The 24,519-nt window shown below is 74.3% G+C and carries 18 protein-coding genes; 4 read left to right on the forward strand and 14 right to left on the reverse strand.

Translation table 11 applies throughout. The annotated features are described in order from the left end of the window. Positions 1-2: 2 nt before the first annotated feature. From D7147_RS15110 to gltB, 6 genes are all read right to left on the reverse strand, one after another. Positions 3-2,531, reverse strand: a complete 2,529-nt coding sequence (locus D7147_RS15110; RefSeq protein WP_120678008.1) for an FtsK/SpoIIIE domain-containing protein — start codon at positions 2,529-2,531, stop codon at positions 3-5. 289 nt (positions 2,532-2,820) lie between these two features. Then, positions 2,821-3,621 carry an SGNH/GDSL hydrolase family protein gene (locus D7147_RS15115; RefSeq protein ID WP_120678010.1) on the reverse strand — a complete coding sequence of 267 codons (801 nt, stop codon included), beginning with the start codon at positions 3,619-3,621 and terminating at the stop codon, positions 2,821-2,823. 163 nt (positions 3,622-3,784) lie between these two features. Then, positions 3,785-4,315, reverse strand: coding sequence for a hypothetical protein (locus D7147_RS15120; protein WP_120678013.1), 531 nt, complete (start codon positions 4,313-4,315; stop codon positions 3,785-3,787). A 157-nt stretch (positions 4,316-4,472) separates the two neighbouring features. Beyond that, positions 4,473-6,029 carry an MFS transporter gene (locus D7147_RS15125; RefSeq protein ID WP_120678015.1) on the reverse strand — a complete coding sequence of 519 codons (1,557 nt, stop codon included), beginning with the start codon at positions 6,027-6,029 and terminating at the stop codon, positions 4,473-4,475. Positions 6,030-6,220: 191 nt separating this feature from the next. Continuing rightward, entirely contained in the window at positions 6,221-7,729 is a 1,509-nt protein-coding gene (locus D7147_RS15130) for a glutamate synthase subunit beta (RefSeq protein WP_120678018.1), read from the reverse strand. Further along, positions 7,722-12,392, reverse strand: a complete 4,671-nt coding sequence (gltB, locus tag D7147_RS15135; RefSeq protein WP_199734186.1) for a glutamate synthase large subunit — start codon at positions 12,390-12,392, stop codon at positions 7,722-7,724. The genes D7147_RS15130 and gltB overlap by 8 nt, the downstream gene beginning before the upstream one ends. 144 nt (positions 12,393-12,536) lie before the next feature. Between gltB and D7147_RS15140 the strand changes: the two genes are divergently transcribed. Then, entirely contained in the window at positions 12,537-13,382 is an 846-nt protein-coding gene (locus D7147_RS15140) for a GNAT family N-acetyltransferase (RefSeq protein WP_120678021.1), read from the forward strand. 38 nt (positions 13,383-13,420) lie between these two features. Here D7147_RS15140 and D7147_RS15145 read toward each other — a convergent pair whose 3' ends face one another. After that, positions 13,421-14,608: an FAD-dependent oxidoreductase gene (locus D7147_RS15145; RefSeq protein ID WP_120678024.1), complete on the reverse strand. Its 1,188-nt coding sequence runs from the start codon at positions 14,606-14,608 to the stop codon at positions 13,421-13,423. Between the two features lie 15 nt (positions 14,609-14,623). Continuing rightward, complete coding sequence (gene lgt, locus D7147_RS15150; RefSeq protein ID WP_120678027.1) at positions 14,624-15,823, reverse strand: prolipoprotein diacylglyceryl transferase; 1,200 nt, start codon at positions 15,821-15,823, stop codon at positions 14,624-14,626. 101 nt (positions 15,824-15,924) lie between these two features. On the opposite strand from lgt, the gene D7147_RS15155 reads away from it, so the two are divergent. After that, positions 15,925-16,425 carry an NUDIX hydrolase gene (locus D7147_RS15155; protein ID WP_120678029.1) on the forward strand — a complete coding sequence of 167 codons (501 nt, stop codon included), beginning with the start codon at positions 15,925-15,927 and terminating at the stop codon, positions 16,423-16,425. A 112-nt stretch (positions 16,426-16,537) separates the two neighbouring features. On the opposite strand, the gene D7147_RS15160 is transcribed toward D7147_RS15155, so the two are convergent. Further along, the gene (locus D7147_RS15160) at positions 16,538-17,017 is read right to left on the reverse strand and encodes an RrF2 family transcriptional regulator (RefSeq protein ID WP_120678031.1); all 480 of its coding nucleotides are present in this window, start codon (positions 17,015-17,017) and stop codon (positions 16,538-16,540) included. A 103-nt stretch (positions 17,018-17,120) separates the two neighbouring features. On the opposite strand from D7147_RS15160, the gene D7147_RS15165 reads away from it, so the two are divergent. Continuing rightward, entirely contained in the window at positions 17,121-18,455 is a 1,335-nt protein-coding gene (locus tag D7147_RS15165) for an NAD(P)/FAD-dependent oxidoreductase (protein ID WP_120678034.1), read from the forward strand. A 117-nt stretch (positions 18,456-18,572) separates the two neighbouring features. On the opposite strand, the gene trpA is transcribed toward D7147_RS15165, so the two are convergent. Genes trpA through trpC form a run of 3 tightly spaced genes read right to left on the reverse strand, consistent with a single transcriptional unit; the run spans position 18,573 to position 21,452 of the window. Further along, complete coding sequence (trpA, locus tag D7147_RS15170) at positions 18,573-19,376, reverse strand: tryptophan synthase subunit alpha (RefSeq protein ID WP_120678037.1); 804 nt, start codon at positions 19,374-19,376, stop codon at positions 18,573-18,575. Continuing rightward, positions 19,376-20,611, reverse strand: coding sequence for a tryptophan synthase subunit beta (gene trpB / locus D7147_RS15175; RefSeq protein WP_120678040.1), 1,236 nt, complete (start codon positions 20,609-20,611; stop codon positions 19,376-19,378). The genes trpA and trpB overlap by 1 nt, the downstream gene beginning before the upstream one ends. A 37-nt stretch (positions 20,612-20,648) precedes the next feature. Then, the gene (trpC, locus tag D7147_RS15180; protein ID WP_199716530.1) at positions 20,649-21,452 is read right to left on the reverse strand and encodes an indole-3-glycerol phosphate synthase TrpC; all 804 of its coding nucleotides are present in this window, start codon (positions 21,450-21,452) and stop codon (positions 20,649-20,651) included. Between the two features lie 473 nt (positions 21,453-21,925). Between trpC and D7147_RS15185 the strand changes: the two genes are divergently transcribed. Continuing rightward, positions 21,926-22,192 (forward strand): hypothetical protein, encoded by a 267-nt coding sequence (locus D7147_RS15185; RefSeq protein WP_120678881.1) that lies wholly within the window; start codon positions 21,926-21,928, stop codon positions 22,190-22,192. Here D7147_RS15185 and D7147_RS15190 read toward each other — a convergent pair. Beyond that, positions 22,185-22,772, reverse strand: coding sequence for a Trp biosynthesis-associated membrane protein (locus tag D7147_RS15190; protein WP_120678045.1), 588 nt, complete (start codon positions 22,770-22,772; stop codon positions 22,185-22,187). The genes D7147_RS15185 and D7147_RS15190 overlap by 8 nt on opposite strands. A 173-nt stretch (positions 22,773-22,945) precedes the next feature. Further along, a complete protein-coding gene (locus D7147_RS15195) occupies positions 22,946-24,499 on the reverse strand; it encodes an anthranilate synthase component I (RefSeq protein WP_120678048.1) in 1,554 nt (517 codons plus the stop codon). Positions 24,500-24,519 lie beyond the last annotated feature (20 nt).

Below are 24,519 nucleotides of genomic sequence, written 5' to 3' on the forward strand. Positions count from 1 at the left end.
GCTCAGCCCTCACCGGCGAGGTCGTGCGCGGGCCGGGCGAACGGCACGATCAGCCGTACCCGCCGGTCGTGCCGGTCCACCAGCAGCGCCCGGTCCGGCCGGGGCGTGTAGGCGACCTCCGGCAACCCGAGGTGCCGGCGCAGCTCGTCGCCGGGCACGTCGAGGGCGACCAGGCAGGCGACGCCGTCGCCGTCCCGGGCGTCGCCCACGTCGTCGGCGAGCCGGCGCGGGTCGCGCCACCAACCGAGCAGGTGCACCCCGCGCCCCGGACCGTGCCGGAGCAGGGCCCGCAGGTCGTCCCGGCCACGACGGGAGGGCTCCGGCCGGGCCGCACCGAGCACCGTCGCGGCACCGTCCATCCCGAACACGACGAGGAACGTCCGGCCCGCCGGGGGCTGATCCGCCGGGACCGGATCCGCCAGCGTGGCGAGCCGTTCCCGCAGGCCGTCCGCGTCGAGCTGCTCGACCCGGTGTCCTGCGGCGGCCAGCGCGGCGGCGGTCTCGTCGGCCACCGGGTCGGCGCCGGCCACCAGCGGCGCGAGCAGGAACCGGCACCGCCCCGGCAGGTGCTGCCGGGCCAGGCTCAACGTCGCGGCACGCAGCAGGTCCGCGCCGGCCGGCGAGGAGCCCACCACCCCGAGGTGCCGCCCGGGCGTGGTGTCCATGATGAACATCGCGCTGCTGACGTGCACGTCGACCGTCCGGCCGACCAGGGCCAGCGGGCGGCGCCCGCCCGGCCGCAGCCCGCAGTAGGTGGCGTCCTGCTCGATCCGGGCGTTCTCGTACCCACGGAAGACCGCCGGCGGGGACGAACCGGCCGGCCGGGCCCGCCACAGCTCGCTCCGCACCCGGCTGACCGCGCCGGCCGTGGCGCCGACGCCGGGGAGGCGGACGACGATGTCGGCGCCTGCCGCACCCGCGGCGACGTTGACCACGGCCACCCCGGGCGGCAGCCCCGCGGCCGCCTCGTTGCCGGGGTCGAGCACGCCGCTGCCGTCGCGGAGCGCGATCCGGCCGGTCGGCGTCGCGCCGTCTCCGCGCAGCGCCGATATCCCCGCCGCGTCGCGGCCGGCGAGCACCAGGTGCACGCCGCACGGGCCGCCCCGGCGCAGCAGCTCTCCCAGCAGGCTCGCCGACTCGCGGGCCGCGACGTCGTCGCCCGAGAGCAGGACGGAGAACTCGTCGATCACCGCCACGAGCCGCGGCAGCGGGGGGTCGCGGGGCAGGTCGGCGAAGCGGGTGACGCCCTGCCGCTTGAGCGCGGAGGCACGACGGCGCAGCTCCCGGCGCAGCTCCCGCAGGACGGTCACGGCGTACTCGCGGTCGGACTCGACACCGACGGCCCGTACGTGCGGCAGCCAGGACGGGTCGCGCCCGGTCGGCCCGAACTCGGCGAAGCTCACGCCCTCGGGGAAGCCGAGCAGATAGAGCTGCAGCTCGGTCGGGGCGTGCCGGGCGGCCAGCCCGTGCAGCACACCGGTCAGGAAGGCGGCCGTGGTGTCCGGCTCCCCGCCGCCGACCAGCCAGTGCGGGGTGGTGTCGTCGAACGCGAGAGTCGTCGGCGTGGGGCCGCTGTGACCGACCACGGTACGCAGGCCCGTACCGGCCGACTCCGCCCACCGCTGCTCGGGCAGCAGGGCGGTGAAGCGCTGCTCGCCGCCGTCGCGCACGGTCACACCGAGCCGCTCAGCCAGCGCCCGCACGGAGCTGACCGGCGGGTCGCCGTCGAGCAGGACCGGGGCCGCGAGGCCCGCGCCGTCGACGCTGAACGGGGTGTCCGGCGGATCACCGACGTACGCGTACCGCCCGGTCATCCGCACGAGGGTGGCGGCGCCCAGCCACGGCGTGGGGTCGTCGGTCGGGCGGCGTGGCCGGCCGGCGGCGAGTACGCAGAGCGCGGCCCGCGCACCGGCCCGGGTGAGTGCGGCGAGCCGGTCCAGTTCCCGCCCCGGCAGGTCGGCGGCGACCACCAACAGCACTCCACCACCGGGGGCGAGCCGTGCGGTGCGGGCATGCCGCTCGGCGGTGTCGAGCAGAGCGGCCACCTCGGCGTCGGTGCCGGCCGGTGGGTCGAGCACGCCGACGTCGACCAGCGGGGACAGTGGCCCGAACGTGGATCCGGGTGTGGTGGTGTCGATGCCGACGACCCGGACCTCGCCGGCCGGTGCGGCGGCCAGCAGCCGCAGCACCAGCGACCGCAGCAGCCCGGCCACCCGGGGATCCCGGGCGTCGGTGTCGATGGCCAGGTGGCGGCCACCACCGAGCGGGACCAGCGCCGGAAACGTGCCCTCCGGGGTGACCGCCGATCCGAGCCGGACCGCGACCGCCGTCTCCGTGAGCGGAGCGGCTCCGGACTCCGCGGCGGTGACCGCGGCACCGACCTCGTCGAGCCGTCGGACCAGTTCGCCGACGTCCGGCGCGGGGGCCGGCGCGGGCACGGCCCGTAGCGCGTCGCGGACCAGGTCGAGGTGTGCGCGCGCCGCGCGGTGTGCCGCGACCGCCTGCCGGTACGTCGACGCGAGCCTGCCCACTGTCCGCCTCCCACGCCACGGCCGTCCGCGACGACCATAACGGACGGTGGTGACGCCGTCACAGCACAACGGGTGCGCGTCGCGGCGGCCGGCGACCGCCCCCGGGCCGCCGGCCGTCCTGGCGGGTCAGAGACTGTCGGGAAACCCGGGCGAGCGAGACGGAGTCCAGGCGGCGGTCCGGCAAGGCGGAGATTCGTCCGGATACCGGTGTTGCATCGGGACGAATCTCCAACGCCGCCGGTCGTCGGCTGGGCCCGCCGCAGCCGCCGCAGGGTTTCCTGACGGTCTCTCAGCCGGTGACCGAGTTCAACGCCGCCAGGTAGCCGTGGCGGTAGCCGTCGACATCCGGGTGGTACGCCTCGATGACGCCGCTGATGTCGTGGATCCACGGGTCGCTCGCGCAGACGCCGTGCCCGACGAAGAACGGCCGGGTGTCGACGAAGGTGGCGCCGGCCGCCGCCGCGCGGCCGGCGGTGACCGTGGCGAGCAGGTCGGCGGCCTGGTTGAGGATGGTGCGCTTGTAGACGCTCATCGCGAGCCACCCGCAGGAGTTCAGTTCGAACAGCCGCGGGTAGCCGAGCACGATCAGCCGGGCGTTGGGCGCGCGGTCGCGGATGGTCGCATAGGTTTCGTCGAGCCGGCCGGGCAGCGTGCCGGTGACGAACGCGCGCGCCTCGTTCACCGCGTTCGTGCAGGTCGAGGTGGTGCCGAACCGGCAACTGGTGATGACGTCGACGAAGCCGGCGTCGTTGCCGCCGATGGTGACGGTGACCATGGTGGTACCGGCGCTGAGCGAGTCGACCTGGTCGTTGAGGACGTCGGCGGTGACCGCGCCACCGCAGGCCGGGAACGCAAAGTTCGACGCGCCGTGCGCCGTCGCCCAGAGCGGGGCGTACGACTTCTGGCTGCGCAGGCAGGTGGACCAGTCGTACGGGCCGGCGCCGACGCCGGAGGAGTACGAGTCGCCGAGCGCGACGTAGTTGACGGCGGCGGCCTGCGCCGGGCCGGGCCCGACGAGCACTGCGGCGAGGGCGGTGGTGAGCAGGGTGGCCAGCGCGGTGAGGGCGCGCGCCAGCGGGCGGTGTGACATGACGGACCTCCACGGGACAGGGGTGGTGGGATCCGTGACCGCGCGCGTGGCCAGGGCTGGAGCGGTTGTTACCAGGCGGTAATGCTATCGAAATTCTTCGATCGGGGAAACAGCTCGGCGGGTCCCGCTCGCCGGCGGGGCGGGACCTCCGGCGCTGCGATGATCAGCCGGCGTCGGCGAGCGCCGCCGGTCGGTCGCCGCGCCAGCCACCGCCGGCGGCCTCGATCCGGCGGATGTGCCGGTAGGCGAACCACAGCGGCGGGAAGGCGCCGACGGCGAACGACAGGTCGACGAGCGTCCAGAACCAGGGAATGTCGCGGATCGGCCCGCAGATCAACGCGAGCGGCACGATGCCCGCGCAGGCGATCATCCCGAGCTGGACGACCCAGACGTTGCGCACCGGATCCCGCAGCGGCCCCCAGAAGGCCACCGCGAGCACCAGATGCGCGAAGGCCAGCCAGTCGGTGCCGTAGAGCATGAACGGATAGCGGTCGCCGGTCTCCACCAGTCCGGTGTGGACCCGTTCGATCCAGGCGACCAGCGCCGGCAGCTGGTCGGAGAGCGGCTCGACCAGCCGCAGCAGCCAGCGGACTTCGATCTCCAACGGGAAGGCGGTCGCCCCGCTGAGGAAGAGACCCACCACCACGACCCACAACCACAGGCGGATCCGCCGCAGGCGCTGTTCGACGTCCATACCGGCAGCGTAGCGATGATCTTCAGTCCGCCCGGTCCCGTAGCAGACCGCAGGCGGCACGGAAACGATGGCGTCGATCACAGCGCCGCCGCGGGGCGGCGAACAACCGCTCCCGCGCCGGCGGCGTGGCCGGGTCCGACTCCGGCGGGCCGGCCGGCTACCGCCCGGTCGGGGTCACGTCCTGGGAATCCGCTCCGTCGAGAAGAGCGACCGGCGTCCCGAGCGGCGTGGCGTGGTGCACGACCGAAGGCCGGTGCGGGAGGTGCGAGGGCAGCGACGGGGTGGGTCGACCGGCGGCGGGACGCGGCACCGGCCGGCGACCGGCTCCGCCGCCGACGGAGGGCCGCGGCGCCGGTACGACCGTGCGGGCGGGTCGCACCGCGCGGACCAGGGTCGCCGCCGGGCGTACGACCCGGGCCGCCGAGGAGGCGACCCGACGGATCGGACGGCGGACGGCGGGTACCGCCAGCGCCTCGACCACCCGGCCCCGCAGCACCCGACCGCGCAGCCCGTCCAGGGCCGCGCCTGCGACGACGGTGCCGACGGCGGCGACCGCGCCGGCCAGCACCAGGGTCTGCCGGGGGCCGGCGTGCTCGGAGAGCCAGCCGAGCAGCGGCGCACCGACGGCCGAGGAGACCGAGCCGGTGACGGCGAGCGCCGCCAGCACCCGCCCCCGCATCAGGTAGTCGGTGTCGAGCTGTGCCCGGGCGCCGACGGTGGTGTCGATGACCACCGCGGCGGCGGCGATCGGCAGGATCACCGCGGCGAAGCTGAGGGTGCCCGGCGCGAGGCCGGCGACGATCTGCAACACGCTCGCGAGCAGCCCGGCGCCGACCAGGACGCCGTAGCCGAGCCGGCGGCTGCGGGCGGCGACGAGCGCGCCGAGCACCGTGCCCACGGCGAAGACGGTGGAGAGGAGGCCGTACCCGGCGGCGCCACCGCCCAGTGGTCCGTCGCTCATCGCGGCCATGGTCACCTGGTAGTTGCGCCCGAGGCTGCCGAGCACGAACGACAGGCCCAGCGCGACGAGCACCACCGGCTGTCCGAGCAGGTAGCGGAAACCGGCCCGGATGCCGCCGTCGGTGGCCACGGCCGCCGGCTCGGCCTCCGGTCCGGCGGCGTACCGCTCGCGCTCGCGTACCAGGAGCAGGGCCACCACCACCGCGACGAAGCTGACGGAGTTGACGACGAAGAGCAGCGCCGGTCCGACGGCGGCGACCACGACGGCGCCCGCGCTCATGCCGAGGATGCGGCCGGCGGAGTTGGTGAGCGAGCCGAGCGCGAGGGCGTTGCCGAGGCTCTCCCGGTCCACGAGGGTGGACGCCCAGCGGCCCATCACGGGCCCCTCGATCGCCGAGACCGCGCCCGCGGCGAGCGAGATCACGTAGATCGCCGGCAGTCCGCCGGTGCCGGTGAGGGCGACGAACGCCAGGCTCGCGGCCAGCGCCGCGTGGGCCCCCTGGGCGGCGATCAGCAGCGGCTTGGCGGGCAGCCGGTCGGCCAGCGCCCCGCCCCAGACGCTGAGCAGCAGCGTGGGGACGGCCTGCAGCAGGATGGCGAACCCCATCGAGGTCGCCGAGCCGGTACGGGCCAGCACGTACCAGTTGACACCGAGCACCTGCATCCAGGTGCCGATCACCGACACGAATCCGGCGATCGCCCAGATACGGTAGTTGCGGTGACGCAGTGCGGCGAACGTGGCACCAAACGCCACGGCACGACCTCCCGACCAGACAGCCTCATGACAGGGGCCGGTACGCACGCGTTCGGCCGTCGCCAAGTGTGACGGCGATTAGCCCGATTTGCCGGTCTTCGTGAGCGGGTTCACGTGGCACCGCCCCGGTCCACGAGGAACCGGGGCGGCGCCGGGGCCGGTGTGACGGTTGAGGCCGGGGAGGCCGCCGCTCAGCGGGCGGCGAGCGGCTGCGCGGCCGGGTCGACCGGGGCGGGCAGCGCGCCACCGCCACCGAGGTACGCGTGGACGGCCGCGGCGGCCGCCCGCCCCTCGGCGATCGCCCAGACGATGAGCGAGGCGCCCCGGTGCATGTCCCCGGCGACGAAGACCCCGTCGGCGTCGGTCTGCCAGTCCGGCCGGGCGTCCACCGCGCCCCGGGCGTTGCGACGCACCCCGAGCTGGCTCAGCAGCGGCTGCTCCTCGGTGCCCTCGAAGCCGATGGCGAGCAGCACCAGGTCGGCGGGGAGTTCCCGCTCGGTGCCGGGCACCGCGGTGACGACGCGCCGGCCGTCCACCTTCTCCACGGTCACCTCGGCGATCCGCACGGCCCGTACCTGCCCGGTGCCGTCGTCGACGAACTCCTGCACCGCGACCGCGAAGACCCGCTCGCCGCCCTCCTCGTGCGCCGGGTAGCCGCGCAGGATCCACGGCCAGGTCGGCCACGGATCGCGCGCCTCGTCACGGGCCAGCGGCGGCTGCGGGTAGAGGTCGAGCTGGTGCACGCCGGCCGTGCCCTGCCGGTGGGCCACCCCGAGGCAGTCCGCGGCCGTGTCGCCACCGCCGATGATCACGACGTGCTTGCCGGCCGCGTCGATGGGCGTCCCGTCGGGCAGCACGGCCGGCGCCGGCCGGCCCCCGCCGGCCGCCGCGACCACCCGGTTCGCCGCGACCAGGTGCGCCATGGCCTGGTGTACGCCCCGCAGCCGCCGCCCCGGGGTCTCCGGGACGTCCCGGCCGGCGAGCGCGCCGCAGGCCAGCAGCACCGCGTCGTGCCGCTCCCGCAGCTGCTCGGCGGTCACGTCCACGCCGACGTCGACCCCCGTACGGAACTCGACGCCCTCCGCGGCGAGCTGCGCCAACCGCCGGTCGACGTGCTGCTTCTCCAGCTTGAAGTCCGGAATGCCGTAGCGGAGCAGACCGCCGAGCGCGTCGTCGCGCTCGTACACGGTGACGGCGTGCCCGGCGCGGGCGAGCTGCTGGGCGGCGGCGAGCCCGGCGGGGCCGGAGCCGACCACGGCCACCGAGCGGCCCGTGGCGGTCGGCGCCGGCCGCGGCCGCAGCCCGTCCCGCGCCACCGCCGCGTCGGCGATCTCCACCTCGACCTGCTTGATCGTCACCGGGTCACCCCCGGCGATGCCGAGCACGCAGGCGGCCTCGCACGGGGCCGGGCAGAGCCGGCCGGTGAACTCGGGGAAGTTGTTGGTGGCGTGCAGCGAGGCCACCGCGGCGTCCCAGTTGCCGGTGCGGACCAGGTCGTTCCAGTCCGGGATGCGGTTACCGAGCGGGCAGCCGTCGTGGCAGAAGGGGATGCCGCAGTCCATGCACCGGGTGGCCTGCTCGCGGATCAGCTCCGCGCCGGCCGGCGGGTAGACCTCCCGCCAGTCCGAGATCCGCACCGGCACCGGCCGGCGGGCCGGCAGCTGCCGCGGATAACGCAGGAAACCGTTCGGGTCAGGCACGCGCCACCTCCTGGGCGGCCGCCCGCGGCGCGGGCGGTACGGCGGCGGGCGCGGCCAGCGCGCTCATCACCGCGTCGTCGACGTCACGGCCGGCGGCTTCGGCGGTCCGCATGATCTCCAGCACCCGGCGGTAGTCCCGGGGCACCACGGCGGTGAACTCGGCCACCGCCTCCGGCCAGTGCTTGAGCAGCTCCGCGGCGAGCGCCGAGTCGGTCTCGGCGAAGTGCCGCTGCACCAGCTCGTGCAGCACGGCCTGCTCCTCCTCGCGCAGCGGCGCGAGGTCGACCATCTCGGCGTTGACCTGGTCGTGGTCGAGCCGGTGGACGAAGGCGGTACCGCCGGACATGCCGGCGGCGAAGTTGCGCCCGGTCGGGCCGAGCACGACCACCGTCCCGCCGGTCATGTACTCGCAGCCGTGGTCGCCGACCCCCTCGACGACGGCCGCCGCGCCGGAGTTGCGCACCGCGAACCGCTCCCCCACCCGGCCGCGCAGGAACAGCTCGCCGCCGGTCGCGCCGTACAGGATGGTGTTGCCCGCGACGATCTGGTCCTCGGCGCGCTGCCCGGGCGCGGCGTCCGGGTCGACGAACGGGGCGGTCGGGTCGGGGCGGACCACGACCCGGCCACCGGAGAGCCCCTTGCCGACGTAGTCGTTGGCGTCGCCGTGCAGCCGCAGGGTCACCCCGCGCGGCAGGAACGCGCCGAAGGACTGCCCGGCGGTGCCGCGCAGCGTCACCTCCACGGTGTCGTCGGGCAGCCCGGCGCCGCCGCGACGGCGAACCACCTCACCGCCGAGCATCGCGCCGACGCTCCGGTGGTCGTTGCGGATGCCGAGCTCCACGCGGACCGGCGTGCCGTCGCGCAGCGCCGGCTCGGCGAGCGCGATCAGTTCGTTGTCCAGCGCCCGGTCCAGGCCGTGGTCCTGGGCCCGTACGCCGCGACGGGCCGCGCCCGGCGCCAGTTCGGGCAGGTGCAGCACCGGCGCGAGGTCGAGCCCCTGCGCCTTCCAGTGCGCGATCGCCGGTACGACGTCGAGCAGCTCGGTGTGCCCGATCGCCTCCTCGATCGAGCGGAAGCCCAGCTCGGCCAGGTAGCCGCGGACCTCCTCGGCGAGGAAGAGGAAGAAGTTCTCCACGAACTCCGGGGTGCCGGTGAACCTCTCCCGCAGCACCGGGTTCTGGGTGGCGATGCCGACCGGGCAGGTGTCCAGGTGGCAGACCCGCATCATCACGCAGCCCGCGACGATCAGCGGCGCGGTGGCGAAACCGAACTCCTCGGCGCCGAGCAGCGCCGCGACGAGCACGTCCCGGCCGGTCTTGAGCTGGCCGTCGACCTGGACGGTGACCCGGTCGCGGAGGTTGTTCAGCAGCAGCGTCTGCTGCGCCTCGGCGAGCCCCAGCTCCCACGGCGTGCCGGCGTGCTTCAGCGAGTTCAGCGGGGACGCGCCGGTGCCGCCGTCGTGACCGGAGATCAGGATGACGTCGGCCTTGAGCTTCGCCACGCCCGCCGCCACGGTGCCGACGCCCACCTCGCTGACCAGCTTGACGTGCACGCGGGCGGCGGGGTTGACGCACTTCAGGTCGTGCACCAGCTGGGCGAGGTCCTCGATGGAGTAGATGTCGTGGTGCGGCGGCGGGGAGATCAGGCCCACTCCGGGGGTCGCGTGCCGGGTACGGGCGATCCACGGCCAGACCTTGTTGCCGGGCAGCTGCCCGCCCTCACCGGGCTTCGCCCCCTGGGCCATCTTGATCTGGAGGTCGTCGGCGTTGACCAGGTACTCGGTGGTCACCCCGAACCGGCCGCTGGCGATCTGCTTGACCGCCGAGCGGCGGGCCGGGTCGTGCAGCCGGTCGACGTCCTCGCCGCCCTCACCGGTGTTGGACTTGCCGCCGAGGCGGTTCATGGCCACGGCCAGGGTCTCGTGCGCCTCCGCCGAGATCGAGCCGTACGACATGGCGCCCGTGGCGAAGCGCTTCACGATCTCGGTGGCGGGCTCCACCTCGTCCAGCGGTACGGGCGCGCGCACGTCGGCGCGCAGCGCGAAGAGGCCCCGCAGCGATCCCGCCTCGGCCGCCAGCGCGTCCACCTTGGTGGTGTACCGCTTGAAGATGTCGTACTGGCGGCTGCGGGTGGCGTGCTGCAGCAGGAAGACCGTCTCGGGGTTGAAGAGGTGCTGCTCCCCGTCGCGGCGCCACTGGTACTCGCCGCCGACCGCCAGCCGCTCGGAGCCGGGGGTGCCGGCCGCCGGCCAGGCGAGGGCGTGCCGGGCGGCGACCTCGGCGTGGATGCCGGCCAGCCCGACACCGCCGATCTTGCTGGGGGTGCCCCGGAAGTAGCGCTCGACCAGGCGATTGTCCAGCCCGACCGCCTCGAAGACCTGCGCGCCGCAGTACGAGGAGACGGTCGAGATGCCCATCTTCGACATGATCTTCAGGACGCCCTTGCCGAGCGCCTTCACGTAGTTGCGGACCGCGGTGGCCGGCTCCACCCCGACCAGCGCCTTCGTGGAGATCATGTCCTCCACCGACTCGAAGGCCAGGTACGGGTTGACCGCCGCCGCGCCGTAGCCGATGAGCACCGCCGCGTGGTGCACCTCGCGACAGTCGCCGGACTCGACGATCAGCGCCACCTGGGTACGGGTCTGCTCGCGGACCAGGTGCTGGTGCACCGCCGCGGTGAGCAGCAGCGACGGGATCGGGGCCAGGTCGGCGTTGGAGTCGCGGTCGGAGAGGACCAGGATCCGAACGCCGTCCTCGATCGCCTCGGAGACGTGCCGGCAGATCTCGGTCAGCCGCGCCTTCATCCCGGCCGCGCCCTCCCGGAGGCGGTAGAGCCCGGAGACCCGGACGGCCTTGAAGCCGGGCAGGTCACCGTCCTCGTCGATGGAGAGGATCTTGGCCAGCTCGTCGTTGTCGATCACCGGGTAGGGCAGCACGATCTGCCGGCAGCTCGCCGGGCCCGGGTCGAGCAGGTTCCCCTCCGGCCCGATCCGGGAGCCGAGGCTGGTCACCAGCTCCTCCCGGATGGCGTCCAGGGGTGGATTGGTGACCTGCGCGAAGAGCTGGTGGAAGTAGTCGTAGAGCAGCCGCGGCCGGGTGGAGAGGGGCGCGATCGGGGTGTCCGTGCCCATCGAGCCGATCGGCTCCGCGCCGCTGCGCGCCATCGGCGCGAGCAGGATCTTCAGCTCCTCCTCGGTGTAGCCGAAGGTCTGCTGACGGCGGCGTACCGAGTCGTGGGTGTAGACGATGTGCTCGCGGGGCGGCAGGTCGGTCAGCTCGATGAGACCGGCGTGCAGCCACTCCCCGTACGGCTGCTCGGCGGCCAGCTCGGCCTTGATCTCGTCGTCGTGGACGATCCGCCCGGCGGCGGTGTCGACGAGGAACATCCTGCCGGGCTGGAGCCGCCCCTTGGCGATCACCCGGGCCGGGTCGAGGTCGAGCACGCCCGCCTCGCTGCCGAGCACCACCAGCCCGTCGTCGGTCCGCCACCAGCGCCCCGGACGCAGCCCGTTGCGGTCCAGCACCGCGCCGACGATCTCACCGTCGGTGAAGGCGACCGAGGCGGGCCCGTCCCACGGCTCCATCAGGCTGGCGTGGAAGCGGTAGAAGTCGCGCTCGTCCGCGCGCATGCCCGGGTCGTTCTCCCACGCCTCGGGGATCATCATGAGCACCGCGTGCGGCAGGCTCCGCCCCGCGAGGTGCAGCAGCTCCAGGACCTCGTCGAAGTTCGCCGAGTCGGAGGCGCCCGGGGTGCAGACCGGGAAGATCCGCCGCAGATTGCCGGGCACGTCCGGGCTGCGCAGCAGGGCCTCGCGCGCCTGCATCCAGTTCCGGTTCCCGCGGATGGTGTTGATCTCGCCGTTGTGGGCGATGAACCGGTACGGGTGCGCCAGCGGCCAGGAGGGGAACGTGTTGGTGGAGAACCGGGAGTGCACGAGCGCGATCGCGCTGGCCAGCCGCTCGTCGGTCAGCTCGGGATAGAACGCCGGCAGCTGGTCGGGGGTGAGCATGCCCTTCCAGACCATCGTGCGCGCCGACAGCGACGGGAAGTACGCCGGCACGCCCCGCTCGGCGCTCTCCCGCTCGACCTGCTTGCGCAGGCAGAACCCCACCCGGTCCAGGTCGAGGCCGCGCAGCGGTGTGCCGGCCGGCCCGGCCGGTGAGTCGGTGAGCCGGCGGGCGGCCAGGAAGAGCTGCCGGACCCGGGGCATCGCGGCGAGGGCCGTCTCGCCGAGCCCGCTCGGGTCCACCGGCACGTCCCGCCAGCCGAGCAGCTCGGCCCCCTCGACCAAGGCGTACTTGTCGACGACGCGGCGGGCGAGCGCCTCGGCGGCGTCGTTGTCGGGGAGGAAGACCAGGCCGGTGGCGTACTCGCCGGCGGGCGGCAGCGGGAAGTCCACCACGGCACGCAGGAACGCGTCCGGCACCTGGATCATGATGCCCGCGCCGTCGCCGGTGTTCGGCTCGGCGCCACGGGCCCCCCGGTGATCGAGCCGGCCCAACGCGGCGAGACCGTTCGCGACGACCGAGTGCGAACGCCGCCCGTGCAGGTCGGCCACGAAGGCCACGCCGCAGGCATCGTGCTCGAACGCGGGATCGTAGAGCCCCACGGGCCGTGCGGAACCGTGGGTCGGGACCGGCTGCTGCGGGTACGGAAAGGCCACCGGGCCTCCTGTCGTCACTCAGGGTGGATCATGAAGGGGACGACGTCGGCCCGTGGGTCTATTGAGTCTACGTTAGGGCGGGTCGCACAAGGCCAGTCCAGATTGATCACACCTTCCAGAGTCTGGGACAGGTAGTCTCGCGCGGTGGATTCCGCGCACAAGGAACTCTTCGACCGGCTTGAACGTTTCTACGACGCGGTGCCCCGGGACGCGGCCCGGGTCGAGGAACACGGCGCGCTGGTGCTCTTCGTCCGGAACGAGGCCGGTTTCCCGTTCTACGCCCGCCCTCGGCCGGGCGCGGCCGAGCCGCCGTCGCTGGCCGACGTCAACGCGGTCCGGGAACGGCAGCGGGAGCTGGGCCTGCCCGAGGCGTTCGAATGGGTGCACGAGACCACTCCGGAGTTCCTGCCGGTGGCCCGCTCGGCGGGGCTCTCCGTGCTCGAAGCGCCACTGATGGTGCTCGATCCGCGGGAGTTGCCCGATCCGGCGACGCTGGGCGACGTACCCGTGCGGGTGCTCGAACCGGACGCGCCGGACTTCGCCGCGGCCGTGGCCGCCCGGCGGGCCGTCGCCGCCGTGGCGTTCGCCTACGGCGGCACGGCCCGGGGCGAGGCCGGAGCGGCGCAGCGGGACGCGATCGTCACCGAGTTGGAGAGCGCCGTGCTCGCCGAGGAGCGCGCCGGCATCAACGACGGCCGGCGGATCTCGGCCCTGGCCGGCACCGCGGCCGAGGGGGCGCTCGCCAGCGGGATGGCCATGCGCGTCGACGACGTCGCCGAGATCGCCGGGGTGGGCGTGCTACCCGCCGCCCGCCGTCGCGGGCTGGGCGCGGCGGTCACCGCGACGCTCGCCCGCGAGCTGCTCGCCGCCGGCGCCGAGACGGTGTTCCTCTCGGCGGGCAGCGAGGAGATCGCCCGCGTCTACCTACGCGTCGGTTTCCGCCGGGTCGGCACCGCCTGCATCGCCGAACCGGCCGCGCTGCTCGGCTGAGCCGGGCCCCGGGGAAGCCGCCGGCCGGACGGGACGGGTCAGGCCGGGGGACGCCACTGGGCCGCCGTGGCGGCCGCGGTGTGGAGCAGCCGCGGCGTGAGGGTGCCCAGCGCCGCGTCCCGGGCGCGCAGCGCCAGCTTGCCGCGGGCCTGGAGCACCGCCGACATCCGGCGGGTCTGCCGGACCATGCCGGCCGCGCGGGGGCGCCGCACCCGGTCGTACGCGGTGACCGCGTCCGGCAGCGTCGACTCCCGCAGCAGCCCGGCGAGGGTGGCCGCGTCCTCGAACGCGAGGCAGGCGCCCTGCCCCAGGTGCGGTGGCATGGCGTGCGCGGCGTCGCCGAGCAGCACCACCCCGCCCGGGCCGGCCGGGAAGCCGTACGCGCGGGGCAGCGGCCGCAGCTCGCGGATCTCCTGCTGAACGAGGTCGGCCGGATCGGTGGCGTCCAGCAGCGCCGCGATCGGCGCAGGCCAGCCCGCGTACCAGCGGCGCAGCAGCGCGAGCTGGGTCTCCGGTGGCTCGGGGCGGGCCGCGCCGGCGGCGGTGGCCACCCAGTAGATGCCGCCCCGGCTGGAGCCGCCCGACGACCCGCGGTCACCGAGCGAGGCGGAGACGAAGCGGTAGCCGGCCCCGAGCACCTCGCCGCCGACCCGCTCGTCGGTGGGGAGTTGGGGCGCCCGGTACCAGGGGATGACCGCACGCCAGGCGGCGGAGCCGGAGCTGACCACCTTCGCGCCCGGGGCGAGCCGCTGGCGGATCTGGCTGTCGGCCCCGTCGGCGGCGACCACCAGGTCGGCCTCGTAGGTCTGCCGGCCGTCGCCCACCGCCGGCCGTTCGCCCGGCTCGGCGCGGACGGTCCGCACGGTCACACCGGTACGCAGCTCGACCCGGTCGCCGAGCCCGGCGATCAAAGCATCGTGCAGGTCCTCCCGGTGCACCACGACCGGCATCCGGTCGGCCGGAAGCGCCTGCGGCTGCACCAGCCAGTGCCCGTCCGGTCTCCGGATCCCGCCGTCGGGCAGCGGGGTGGCGATCGCGTCGAGCCCCGCGCCGAGGCCCAATGCGAGCAGCGCCCGCACCCCGTTGGGCCAGAGCACCACCGCGGTCGGTTCGGGGCGTACCCGGTCGGTCCGCTCCAGCAGCGTGACCTGCCAGCCGGATCGGGCCAGCGCGCCGGCGACCGACAGGCCGCCGATGCCGGCGCCGACCACCACCGCGCTACGCATGGTGTCGCTCCTCCGTCAGCTCTCGCGGTCGGCCGGGCCGGTGCCGCTCGCGCCGGCCCGGTCGTCGGCACGGGCCGGCTCGTCGTCGCGGTTCGGCTCGTCGTCGCCGGCCGACTCCTCGGTGCGGGACGGCTCGCCGTCGGCGTCGGCCCGGGGCACGTCGGCGGCGGAGTCAGCGGTCACCGGCTCGGCGGGCGCGACACCGGTCTCGCGGTAGACCCGGAACTGCTCCTCGTCGACCACCCGGTAGCCGTCGGGGATCGCGGCGCGGGGCTTGGCCTCGCGGACGGAGAGGTCGACCTGGGAGACATCCGACCCGGACGGCTCGGCGGCGGCGGGGACGCCGGTGGCGGTCACCGGGATCACGTACTCGCGGGGCCCGCGTACCCGCAGGAAGTAGATCAGCGCGCCGAGGAAGACCAGCCCGGCGGTCCACACGTTGAGCCGGACGCCGAGGATGGTGTTCGCCTCGTCGGTGCGCATCATCTCGATCCAGAACCGGCCGGCGGTGTAGCCCATCACGTAGAGGGCGAAGGCCCGGCCGCGGCCGAGGCGGAACTTGCGGTCGAGCAGGAAGACCAGCGCCGCGACGCCGACGTTCCAGATCGCCTCGTAGGCGAACGTCGGGTGGAAGAGACCCGGTTCGAGGATCGGCTGACCGGTGTCGTCGCGCAGCGCGTGGCCGGGATTGTCCGGGTCCATCCGGTGGACCTCGAGACCCCAGGGCAGGGTGGTGCGGTCACCGAAGAGCTCGTTGTTGAACCAGTTGCCGAACCGGCCGATCGCCTGCGCGAGGGGCAGGCCCGGGGCGAGGGCGTCAGCCACCACCGCGAACGGGATGCCCAGCTGTCGGGCGGCGATCCACGCGCCGAGCGCGCCGCCGGCCACCGCCCCCCAGATGCCCAGACCGCCCTCCCAGACGGCGAAGACCTTCATCGGGTCGCCACCGGCGCCGAAGTACTTCTCCGGCGAGGTGAGCACGTGGTAGATCCGGGCGCCGATGATGCCGGTCGGGACGGCCCAGACCGCGATGTCCAGCACCGCGCCCGGCGCCACGCCACGCTGGCGCAATCGGTACTCGGTCACCAGGCAGGCCACCAGGATGCCGGCGATGATGCAGATGGCGTACGCCCGGACCGGCAGGGGCCCGAGCTGCCAGACGGCGGTCGTCGGGCTGGGCAGGGCCGCCTGGGGGGAGAACGAGGCGAGGGTCACGGATGCACACGGTACCGCTGCGAGGGCCTTGAGTGGCACCCCGGGCGCCGCCTCGGGTCGTCGCGATGACTTCTGGTTTGCGCCACCGTAGGCTCTTTGTCATGAGTCGGCTCACCTGGGCGGTGGCCGCGGTCGTCACCGACGACGCCGGCCGGGTGCTGCTCTGCCGGCAGTCCCGGGGCGAGCGCCGCCACGCCCTGCCCGGCGGCCGGCTGCACCGGGCGGAGAGCCCGCTGCCCGCCGTGCTGCGAGACGTCCGGGTCGAGACGGGCTGGGAGATCGAGGTCGTCGACCTGATCGGTCTCTATCACCTCAGCGACCCGGCGCCACCCGGACGAGCCGGGCCGCCGTCGGACGTGCTGGTGCACGTGTTCCGGGCCCGGGCCCGGGGTCGCGCGGCGGCGGGCGAGCCGACGGGCGGTTGCCGGACCTCCTGGCACGACCCGGCCGCTCTGCCGGAGACGCTCACGCCGACCACGCGGGCGGCGCTCACCGATGCCCTCGCCGGCCGATCCGGGGTGCTGCGCGAACATCCCGCCCCGACTCCGCCAGCACCCAACCAGCGCGCACAGCTTCCGCCGGCGGAACCCGCTCACCCCTGACCCGCAACCCCGACCATGCACCGCGCAGATTCACGGAAAGAGTGCGCATTGCGGCGCGAACGGACACTCTTTCCGTGAAAGAGCGCGCCCGGGGCGGGGGCGGGTTGACCGGTCAGGGCTGCGGGGAGAGGAGCCAGGCGCCGATGCGGCTCAGCACGCCGCCGTCGTACTCGCCGACCGCGCCGCTCAGGTCGGCGATCGTCACCTCTCGCAGCGCGGCCCGCCAGGCGCGGTCGGCGGCGTACATCGTCCGGGCGATCGGGCACGGGGCGGCGCAGGCCTCCTGCGGCCGGGCCAGCGGCCCCCGCTGCCGGATCTCCGTGCAGATGAACGTCGACCGGGTGCCCTCGATCGCCTCGACCACGTCCAGCACCGTGATCTCAGTTGCCGAGCGGGTCAACACGTACCCGCCGGACTTGCCCTGGACGGACTGCATCAACCCGGCCCGGGACAGCGCCTGCAGCTGCTTGGCCAGGTACGTCGCCGAGACGCCGTGCAACTCCGCCAGGCGCGCGGCGGGCACCGGCGCGGCCGACGCGGTCAGCACCACGCAACAGTGCAGAGCCGACTCCACTCCGCCGGACAGTCGCATACGGTGAGCCTAACGACAGTCCTTGACCCGGACAACTGACATCCGAGTATTATCTCGGATAGGAGCAATCCGAGTTGCCGGACGAACTCCGGCGGAGGGCATAATGCGCAAGATTCTGATCGTCGGTGGCGGCTACGCCGGCTTCTACACGGCCTGGAAACTCGAGCGGAAACTTCGCCGAGACGAAGCCGACCTCACCATCGTCGACCCTCGCCCGTACATGACCTACCAGCCGTTCCTGCCGGAGGTCGTGGCCGGCTCGATCGAGGCCCGGCACGCCGCCGTGTCGCTGCGGCGTCACCTGCGGCGCACCCACGTCGTCGCCGGCTCGGTGACCGCGATCGACCACGAGCACCGGGTGGTCACCGTCGAGCCCAACACCGGAGACGACTTCGAGCTGAGCTACGACCTCATCGTCGTCACCGCCGGCGCCGTCACCCGCAAGTTCCCCGTGCCCGGCATCGCCGAGCAGGCGATCGGCCTGAAGCACGTGGAGGAGGCGGTCGCCATCCGGGACCGGCTGCTCACCGCGTTCGACCAGGCCGCCGCGCTTCCGCCGGGGCCGCAACGCCAGAAGCTGCTCACGGTGACCTTCGTCGGCGGCGGCTTCTCCGGCGTCGAGGGCTTCGGCGAACTGCTCTCCCTGGCCACCGCGCTGCTCAAGCGGTACCCGGAGCTGCACCGCGACGAGCTGCGTTTCCACCTCGTCGAGGCGACCGGCCGCATCCTCCCCGAGGTCACCGACGAGCCCGGCCGCTGGGTGGTGCGCTCGCTGGAGAAGCGCGGCGGAAACGTACACCTGAACACCCAGATAACCTCCGCGGTGGACGGGCACGTGGTGCTCTCCAGCGGCGAGGAGTTCGACTCGGAACTGATCGTCTGGACCGCCGGCAACGGCGCCAACCCGGTCATCAGCCGGCACACCGACCTCCCGATCGACGGGCGCGGTCTGATCGTCGTGCGGCCCGACCTGCGGGTCGGCACCGACGAGGACCCGGTGCCCGACGCGTGGGCCGCGGGCGACGACGCCGCAGTACCCGACCTCGCCTCGCCCGTTGCGGGCGCGCGCACCGTGCCCAACGCCCAGCACGCCTACCGCCAGGGCAAGCTGCTCGCCCGCAACATCGCGGCCGTCCTGCACGGCCGGAAGCCGAAGCGGTACCTGCACCACAGCCTCGGCTCCATCGCGACGCTCGGCCTCGGCCGGGGCATCTTCCAGTACCGCGGCATCGTCATCAAGGGCCTGCCGGCGTGGCTCATGCACCGCGGCTACCACGTGCTGGCCGTACCGAGCTGGGAGCGCAAGACCCGGGTCCTCGCCATCTGGCTGACCGCCGGGATCTTCGGCCGCGACATCCTGTCGCTCGCCTCGGTGCAGCGCCCCCGGGACGCCTTCGTCGCCGGTGGCGAGCCGGCGGCCCGCGCCGGCCGGAAGTGACGGCGACCGGCCGGAAGTGACGGCGACCGGCCCGGCGGGGCCGGCCCGCCCGACCTGTCGACCCTGCGCACCCGGCGGGTGCGCAGGGTCCCCGCGGGAACGTCGCCGCGCGGTGGCTCAGCGGACGGGGTTGCGCACGCCCTCGGCCAACTCGGCGCCGAGCGTACGCAGCCCGGCCAGCCCGGTCTGAAGGTCCGGCGCGTCGAGCACCCGACGGATCAGCGCGCTGCCCACGATCACGCCGTCGGCGTATCCACCGACCGTGCCGGCCTGCGCCCCGGTGCCGACGCCGAGACCGACGCCGACCGGGAGGTCGGTGACCTGCCGGACCCGGGAGACCAGGACCGGGGCCGCGTCGGAGGTCTGCGCCCGCGCCCCGGTGACCCCCATGATCGCCGTGGCGTAGACGAAGCCCCGGCAGTGCTCGACGGTCATCGCCAGCCGCGCGTCGGTGGAGGAGGGCGCGACCAGGAAGGTGCGGTCCAGCCCGTACGCGTCCGAGGCGGCCAGCCACTCGTCGGCTTCCTCGGGGATGAGGTCCGGAGTGATCAGGCCGGTGCCACCGGCGGCGTCCAGGTCACGGGCGAACGCGTCGACCCCGTACCGCTCGATCGGGTTCCAGTAGGTCATGGTGACCACCGGGGCGCCGGTGGCCGCGACCGCCTCGATGACGCGCAGCGTGTCGGCGGTGCGTACGCCGCCGGCGAGCGCGATGTCGCTGGCCTTCTGGATGACCGGGCCGTCCATCACCGGGTCGGAGTACGGGATCTCCACCTCGATCACGTCGACGCCGGCCTCCACCATCGCGGTCATCGCGGCGATGCTGCCCTCGACGGTGGGGAACCCGGCCGGCATGCAGCCGACCAGCACCGCCCGCCCCTCCGCCCGCGCCTTCTCGAAGGCGACACCGATCCGGCTCATCACTGCTCCTTGCCGAGGATGCCGAAGTACTCGCCGGCGGTGTGCACGTCCTTGTCGCCCCGCCCGGAGAGGTTGACGACGATGGTGGGCTCCCGGCCCAGCTCGGCGGCGAGCTTCGGGGCGATCGCCGCGGCGCCGGCGATCGCGTGCGAACTCTCGATCGCCGGGATGATCCCCTCGGTGCGGCAGAGCAGCTCGAACGCGGCCATCGCCTCGTCGTCGGTGACCGGCAGGTAGCTGGCCCGGCCGCTGTCGTGCAGCCACGCGTGCTCCGGCCCGACGCCCGGGTAGTCCAGGCCGGCGGAGATCGAGTGCGACTCGATCGTCTGCCCGTCGGCGTCCTGGAGCACGTACGTGCGGGCGCCGTGCAGGACGCCGAGCGACCCGCCGGTGATGCTGGCCGCGTGCCGGTCCGTCGTCACCCCCTCGCCGCCGGCCTCGAAGCCGTACAGCCGCACGTCCGGGTCGCCGACGAAGGCGTGGAAGATGCCGAGGGCGTTGGAGCCGCCGCCGACGCAGGCCGCCACGGCGTCGGGCAGCGCGCCGATCTGGTCGAGGCACTGCTGGCGGGCCTCGTCGCCGATGCCCCGGACGAAGTCGCGGACGAGGGCCGGGAACGGGTGCGGCCCGGCGGCGGTGCCGATCAGGTAGTGGGTGCCGTCGACGTTCGCGACCCAGTCCCGCATCGCCTCGTTCATGGCGTCCTTGAGGGTGCGGGAACCGGTGGTGACCGGGACGACGGTGGCGCCGAGCATCCGCATCCGGGCCACGTTCAGCGCCTGCCGCTCGGTGTCCACCTCGCCCATGTAGACCACGCACTCCAGGTCGAAGAGCGCGGCCGCGGTGGCGGTGGCCACCCCGTGCTGCCCGGCGCCGGTCTCCGCGATCACCCGGGTCTTGCCCATCCGCCGGGTCAGCAGGGCCTGGCCGAGCACGTTGCGCACCTTGTGCGCGCCGGTGTGGTTCAGGTCCTCCCGCTTGAGCAGCACCCGGGCCCCGAGCTTGGCGGAGAGCCGCTCGGCCGGGTAGAGCAGCGACGGGGTGCCGGCGTAGTCGCGCAGCAGGGCGGCGAACTCGGCCCGGAACGACTCGTCGGTCATGGCCGTGCGGTGCGCCTCGGTCAGCTCGTCGAGCGCGGCCACCAGGGCCTCGGGTACGAACCGGCCGCCGAAGCGGCCGAAGTGACCGGCCGGGTCAGGGCGGGAGCCGGTGTCGGCCGGCGCGTCGGCGCTCATGGCGGGATCCTCTCGGTGCTGGCGGGCCGGCGCGGGATCAGCGCACCGGACGGGGCGTGGCCGGGTGGTTGCCGGCGTTGACCAGCTCGGCGACCGCCTCGCGAGGGCTCTTCTGGGTGACCAGACCCTCACCGACCAGGACCGCGTCGGCACCGGCGGAGGCGTACCGGATGAGGTCGTGCGGGCCACGCACGCCGGACTCGGCGATCTTCACGACGCTGCTGGGCAGGCCGGGCGCGATCCGCTCGAACACCGAACGGTCAACCTCAAGGGTACGCAGGTTGCGGGCATTGACCCCGATCACCTGGGCCCCGGCCTCCATCGCCCGGTCGGCCTCCTCCTCGTCGTGCACCTCGACCAGCGCGGTCATGCCGAGCGACTCGATCCGCTCCAGCAGCCCGACGAGGGCGTTCTGCTCCAGCGCGGCGACGATCAACAGCACCAGGTCGGCGCCGTACGCCCGCGCCTCGTGCACCTGGTAGCTGGAGACCACGAAGTCCTTACGCAGTACCGGAATCTGCACCGCCGCGCGGACCGCCGCGAGATCGTCCAGCGACCCCCCGAACCACCGCCCCTCGGTCAGCACGCTGATCGCCCGCGCGCCACCGGCCGCGTAGTCGCCGGCCAGGTCCGCCGGGTCGGCGATCTCCGCGAGCTGCCCCTTGGACGGCGAGGAGCGCTTCACCTCGGCGATCACCGCGACGCCGGGGCGGCGCAGGGCCGCGTAGGCGTCCAGCGGCGGCGGGGCGGCCGCGGCCAACTCCCGGATCCGCTCCAGCGGAACCTGCTCCTGTCGGCGGGCGATGTCCTCGCGCACGCCCGCCAGGATCTCGTCGAGCACGCTTACGGACGCCGCCGAATCGGCCCCGTCCCCCTCCGCGTGCGCATGCTCAGCAGTCACCAACGGACTCCCTCCTCCGGGCGTCATGGGCCGATGCTAGGCGTCCCCACCTGGCGCCAGACGGTGGGGGTATGGCGCTGCTCACGAAACGGCCTGCGGCATAATGGCCGACCTGCCGTGAAGGGGATGTCACGCAGCGCCACCTCCATCGCCCGTCGCGCCCGCGTCGCGACGGCCGGATCCCATCGCCGTCGACCTATCGATGATGCCCCCGGGGCCGGCCCGGGAATCCAGTCACGGGCATCGATTTTGTGAGGAAGCTCAAGGACTGCCGGACCGGCCCTGGTCAGGGGCCGGACGGAGTGTTGATGCGACGGACACCACGGTGAAACGTGAGCCGGTGAGCATCGATGTCGGGCAGACTCGAATGCGCGCCCGCCCAGCCCTCGCCAACCTCCTCGTACGGGGTGACCATGAGCACTGCCGGCCCGAACCCGAACATCGGCCTGACCACCATCTCGCGGACCGTCGCGTCCCTCGCCGTCGGCGTGGTGCACACGCTGGAGCGCGCGGTGGTCGGCGAGGCCCGGATGCGTACGGCGCGCGGCAACGCGTGGGAGGCGGTCTGCGCCGACCGGGCCCGCGCCGACCGGCGCGCCGAACTCGACCGCCTCGTCGCCGAGCTGACCACCACCCGCGCCGCCGCCCGCCGCGAGCGGGAGCGACAGCCGGTCAGTTGACCGTCGGATCCTCACCCCGGTCCAGCGCGTCCCACGCCTCGGTGGTGCGGCGGCCGGTGACCGGTCCCGCCGGGGCACCCCCCGGCGGCACGGCGGCGGCCCGCGACGGCCGCTCGTAGCGGGCCCCCATCGCCGGCCAGTCCCGGCCGCGCAGCGCCGTCAGCAGACCACCCGCACCCGCCAGCAGACCGCCGACCAGGCAGAGCACCGGCCACTGCCGGCTCACCACCCCCTCGAAGCCGGCGACGAGGCCGTAGCCACCACCGACGGCGACCGCCAGCCCGAGCAGGGCGAGCAGACCACCGAGGAGCTGGCGTACCCGGCCCCGGGTGGCGAGCACCGCTCCCCCGCCCGCCAGGCCGACCACGGCCAGCGCGGGCAGCCACGGCAGCAGGGCGGTACCGGTGCTGGCGACCCGCTCCGGCGGCAGCGGGGACGGCCGCACGGTCAGCTCGACAGACCAGGTGCGGGTCGCCGCCCAGAGCGCCAGGCCCGCGCCGGCCAGGCTGAGCAGCACCGCGTACGTCAACTCGCGCCGACCGGCGCCGGCCCGGGCGTCCCGGGTCTCGTCCGCGCTCACCGGACCCGCCTTTCGTTCGCGACTGCGGGGCTCCGCTGCGCTGCACTCCTCGCGCTCACCGGGTCAGCCTTTCGTTCGCGACTGCGGGGCTCCGCTGCGCTGCACTCCTCGCGCTCACCGGGTCAGCCTTTCGTTCGCGACTGCGGGGCTCCGCTGCGCTGCACTCCTCGCGCTCACCGGGCCGCTCGCAACGTTTCGGCGGCGGCGATGGCGGCGAGCACCGCGGCGGCCTTGTTCCGCGTCTCCTGCTCCTCGGCGGCCGGGTCGGAGTCGGCCACGATGCCCGCGCCGGCCTGCACGTACGCCCGGCCGGCCCGGATGAGCGCCGTCCGGATCGCGATGGCCATGTCCAGGTCGCCGCCGAAGCCGAAGTACCCGACCGTGCCGCCGTAGACGCCGCGCCGGACCGGCTCCAGCTCCTCGATGATCTCCATGGCCCGCACCTTCGGCGCACCGGAGAGGGTGCCGGCCGGGAACGTCGCGGCCAGGGCGTCGAAGGCCGTCCGGTCCTCCCGGAGCGTGCCGACCACGGTGGAGACGATGTGCATGACGTGGCTGTACCGCTCGATGGTGGCGAACTCCGGCACCTCGACCGTGCCCGGCCGGCAGACCCGGCCCAGGTCGTTGCGGCCCAGGTCGACCAGCATGACGTGCTCCGCCCGTTCCTTCGGATCGGCGAGCAGCTCGGCGGCGAGGTGGGCGTCCTGGGCCGGGGTCGCGCCGCGCGGGCGGGTACCGGCGATCGGGTGCAGCAGCGCGCGCCGCTCGCCGCCGGCCTCGGTGGTCACCTTCAGGTGCGCCTCCGGCGAGGAGCCGACGATGTCGAAGCCGTCGAAGCGCAGCAGGTACATGTACGGGCTCGGATTGGTGGTGCGCAGCACCCGGTAGACGTCCAGCGGATCGGCGTGGGTGGGCCGTTCGAAGCGCTGGGACAGCACGATCTGGAAGCACTCACCCGCCCGGATCGCCTCCTTGGCCACCTCCACCGCCTTGGGGTAGCCGCCCTCGGGCGTACGGCCGGCCACCTCCCCTGCCGGTGACCGGTCGACCGTCGAGATCATCGGCGGGATCGGCCGGGAGAGCGCGGTGGTCATCGCGTCGAGCCGACCCACCGCCTGGTGGTACGCCGCGGCGACGAGCTCGTCGCGGGCCGGCTCGTCGAGCGGGGGCAGGACCGCGTTGGCGATCAGGATCGCCGAACCGTCGTAGTGGTCGAGCACCACCAGGTCGGTGGCGAGCATCATGCCCAGCTCCGGCACACCGAGGTCGTCCTCGGTCAGCTCGGGCAGCCGCTCGAAGCGGCGTACGAGGTCGTAGCCGAGGTAGCCGACCATGCCTCCGGTGAGCGGAGGCATTCCGCTGGCCGGGTCCCAGGCGGGGCCGGCGAGCGCCGAGACGGTCTCCCGCAGCACCCGGACCGGGTCACCGCCGGTGGGCAGCCCGGCCGGCGGCGCTCCGAGCCAGCTGGCCGCGCCGTCACGTTCGACGAGCGTGGCGCTGCTGCGTACGCCGATGAACGAGTACCGCGACCAGGTCATGCCGGCCGATCCGGCGCCCTGCTCGGCGGACTCCAGCAGGAACGTGCCTGGGCCACCGGCGAGCTTGCGGTAGACCCCGACCGGGGTCTCCGCGTCGGCGAGCAGCCGTCTGGTCACCGGCACCACCCGCCAGCGGGCGGCCAGCTCGGTGAAGGTCGCCTGGTCGGGGCTGACCTTGCCGTCGGTCACGACCGCCGCCCGTCCGCCGG

The organism is Micromonospora musae (genome assembly GCF_003626545.1).
GTDB classification, from domain to species: domain Bacteria; phylum Actinomycetota; class Actinomycetes; order Mycobacteriales; family Micromonosporaceae; genus Micromonospora; species Micromonospora musae.

Bases quoted from the DNA above. Each gene is read 5' to 3' on its own strand.
- D7147_RS15160 (WP_120678031.1), bottom strand. From the start codon at position 17,017: ATGCGACTGTCCGGCGGAGTGGAGTCGGCTCTGCACTGTTGCGTGGTG.
- D7147_RS15145 (WP_120678024.1), bottom strand. From the start codon at position 14,608: ATGCGTAGCGCGGTGGTGGTCGGCGCCGGCATCGGCGGCCTGTCGGTC.
- D7147_RS15155 (WP_120678029.1), top strand. From the start codon at position 15,925: ATGAGTCGGCTCACCTGGGCGGTGGCCGCGGTCGTCACCGACGACGCC.
- trpA (WP_120678037.1), bottom strand. From the start codon at position 19,376: ATGAGCCGGATCGGTGTCGCCTTCGAGAAGGCGCGGGCGGAGGGGCGG.
- D7147_RS15165 (WP_120678034.1), top strand. From the start codon at position 17,121: ATGCGCAAGATTCTGATCGTCGGTGGCGGCTACGCCGGCTTCTACACG.
- D7147_RS15185 (WP_120678881.1), top strand. From the start codon at position 21,926: ATGAGCACTGCCGGCCCGAACCCGAACATCGGCCTGACCACCATCTCG.
- trpB (WP_120678040.1), bottom strand. From the start codon at position 20,611: ATGAGCGCCGACGCGCCGGCCGACACCGGCTCCCGCCCTGACCCGGCC.
- D7147_RS15115 (WP_120678010.1), bottom strand. From the start codon at position 3,621: ATGTCACACCGCCCGCTGGCGCGCGCCCTCACCGCGCTGGCCACCCTG.
- D7147_RS15120 (WP_120678013.1), bottom strand. From the start codon at position 4,315: ATGGACGTCGAACAGCGCCTGCGGCGGATCCGCCTGTGGTTGTGGGTC.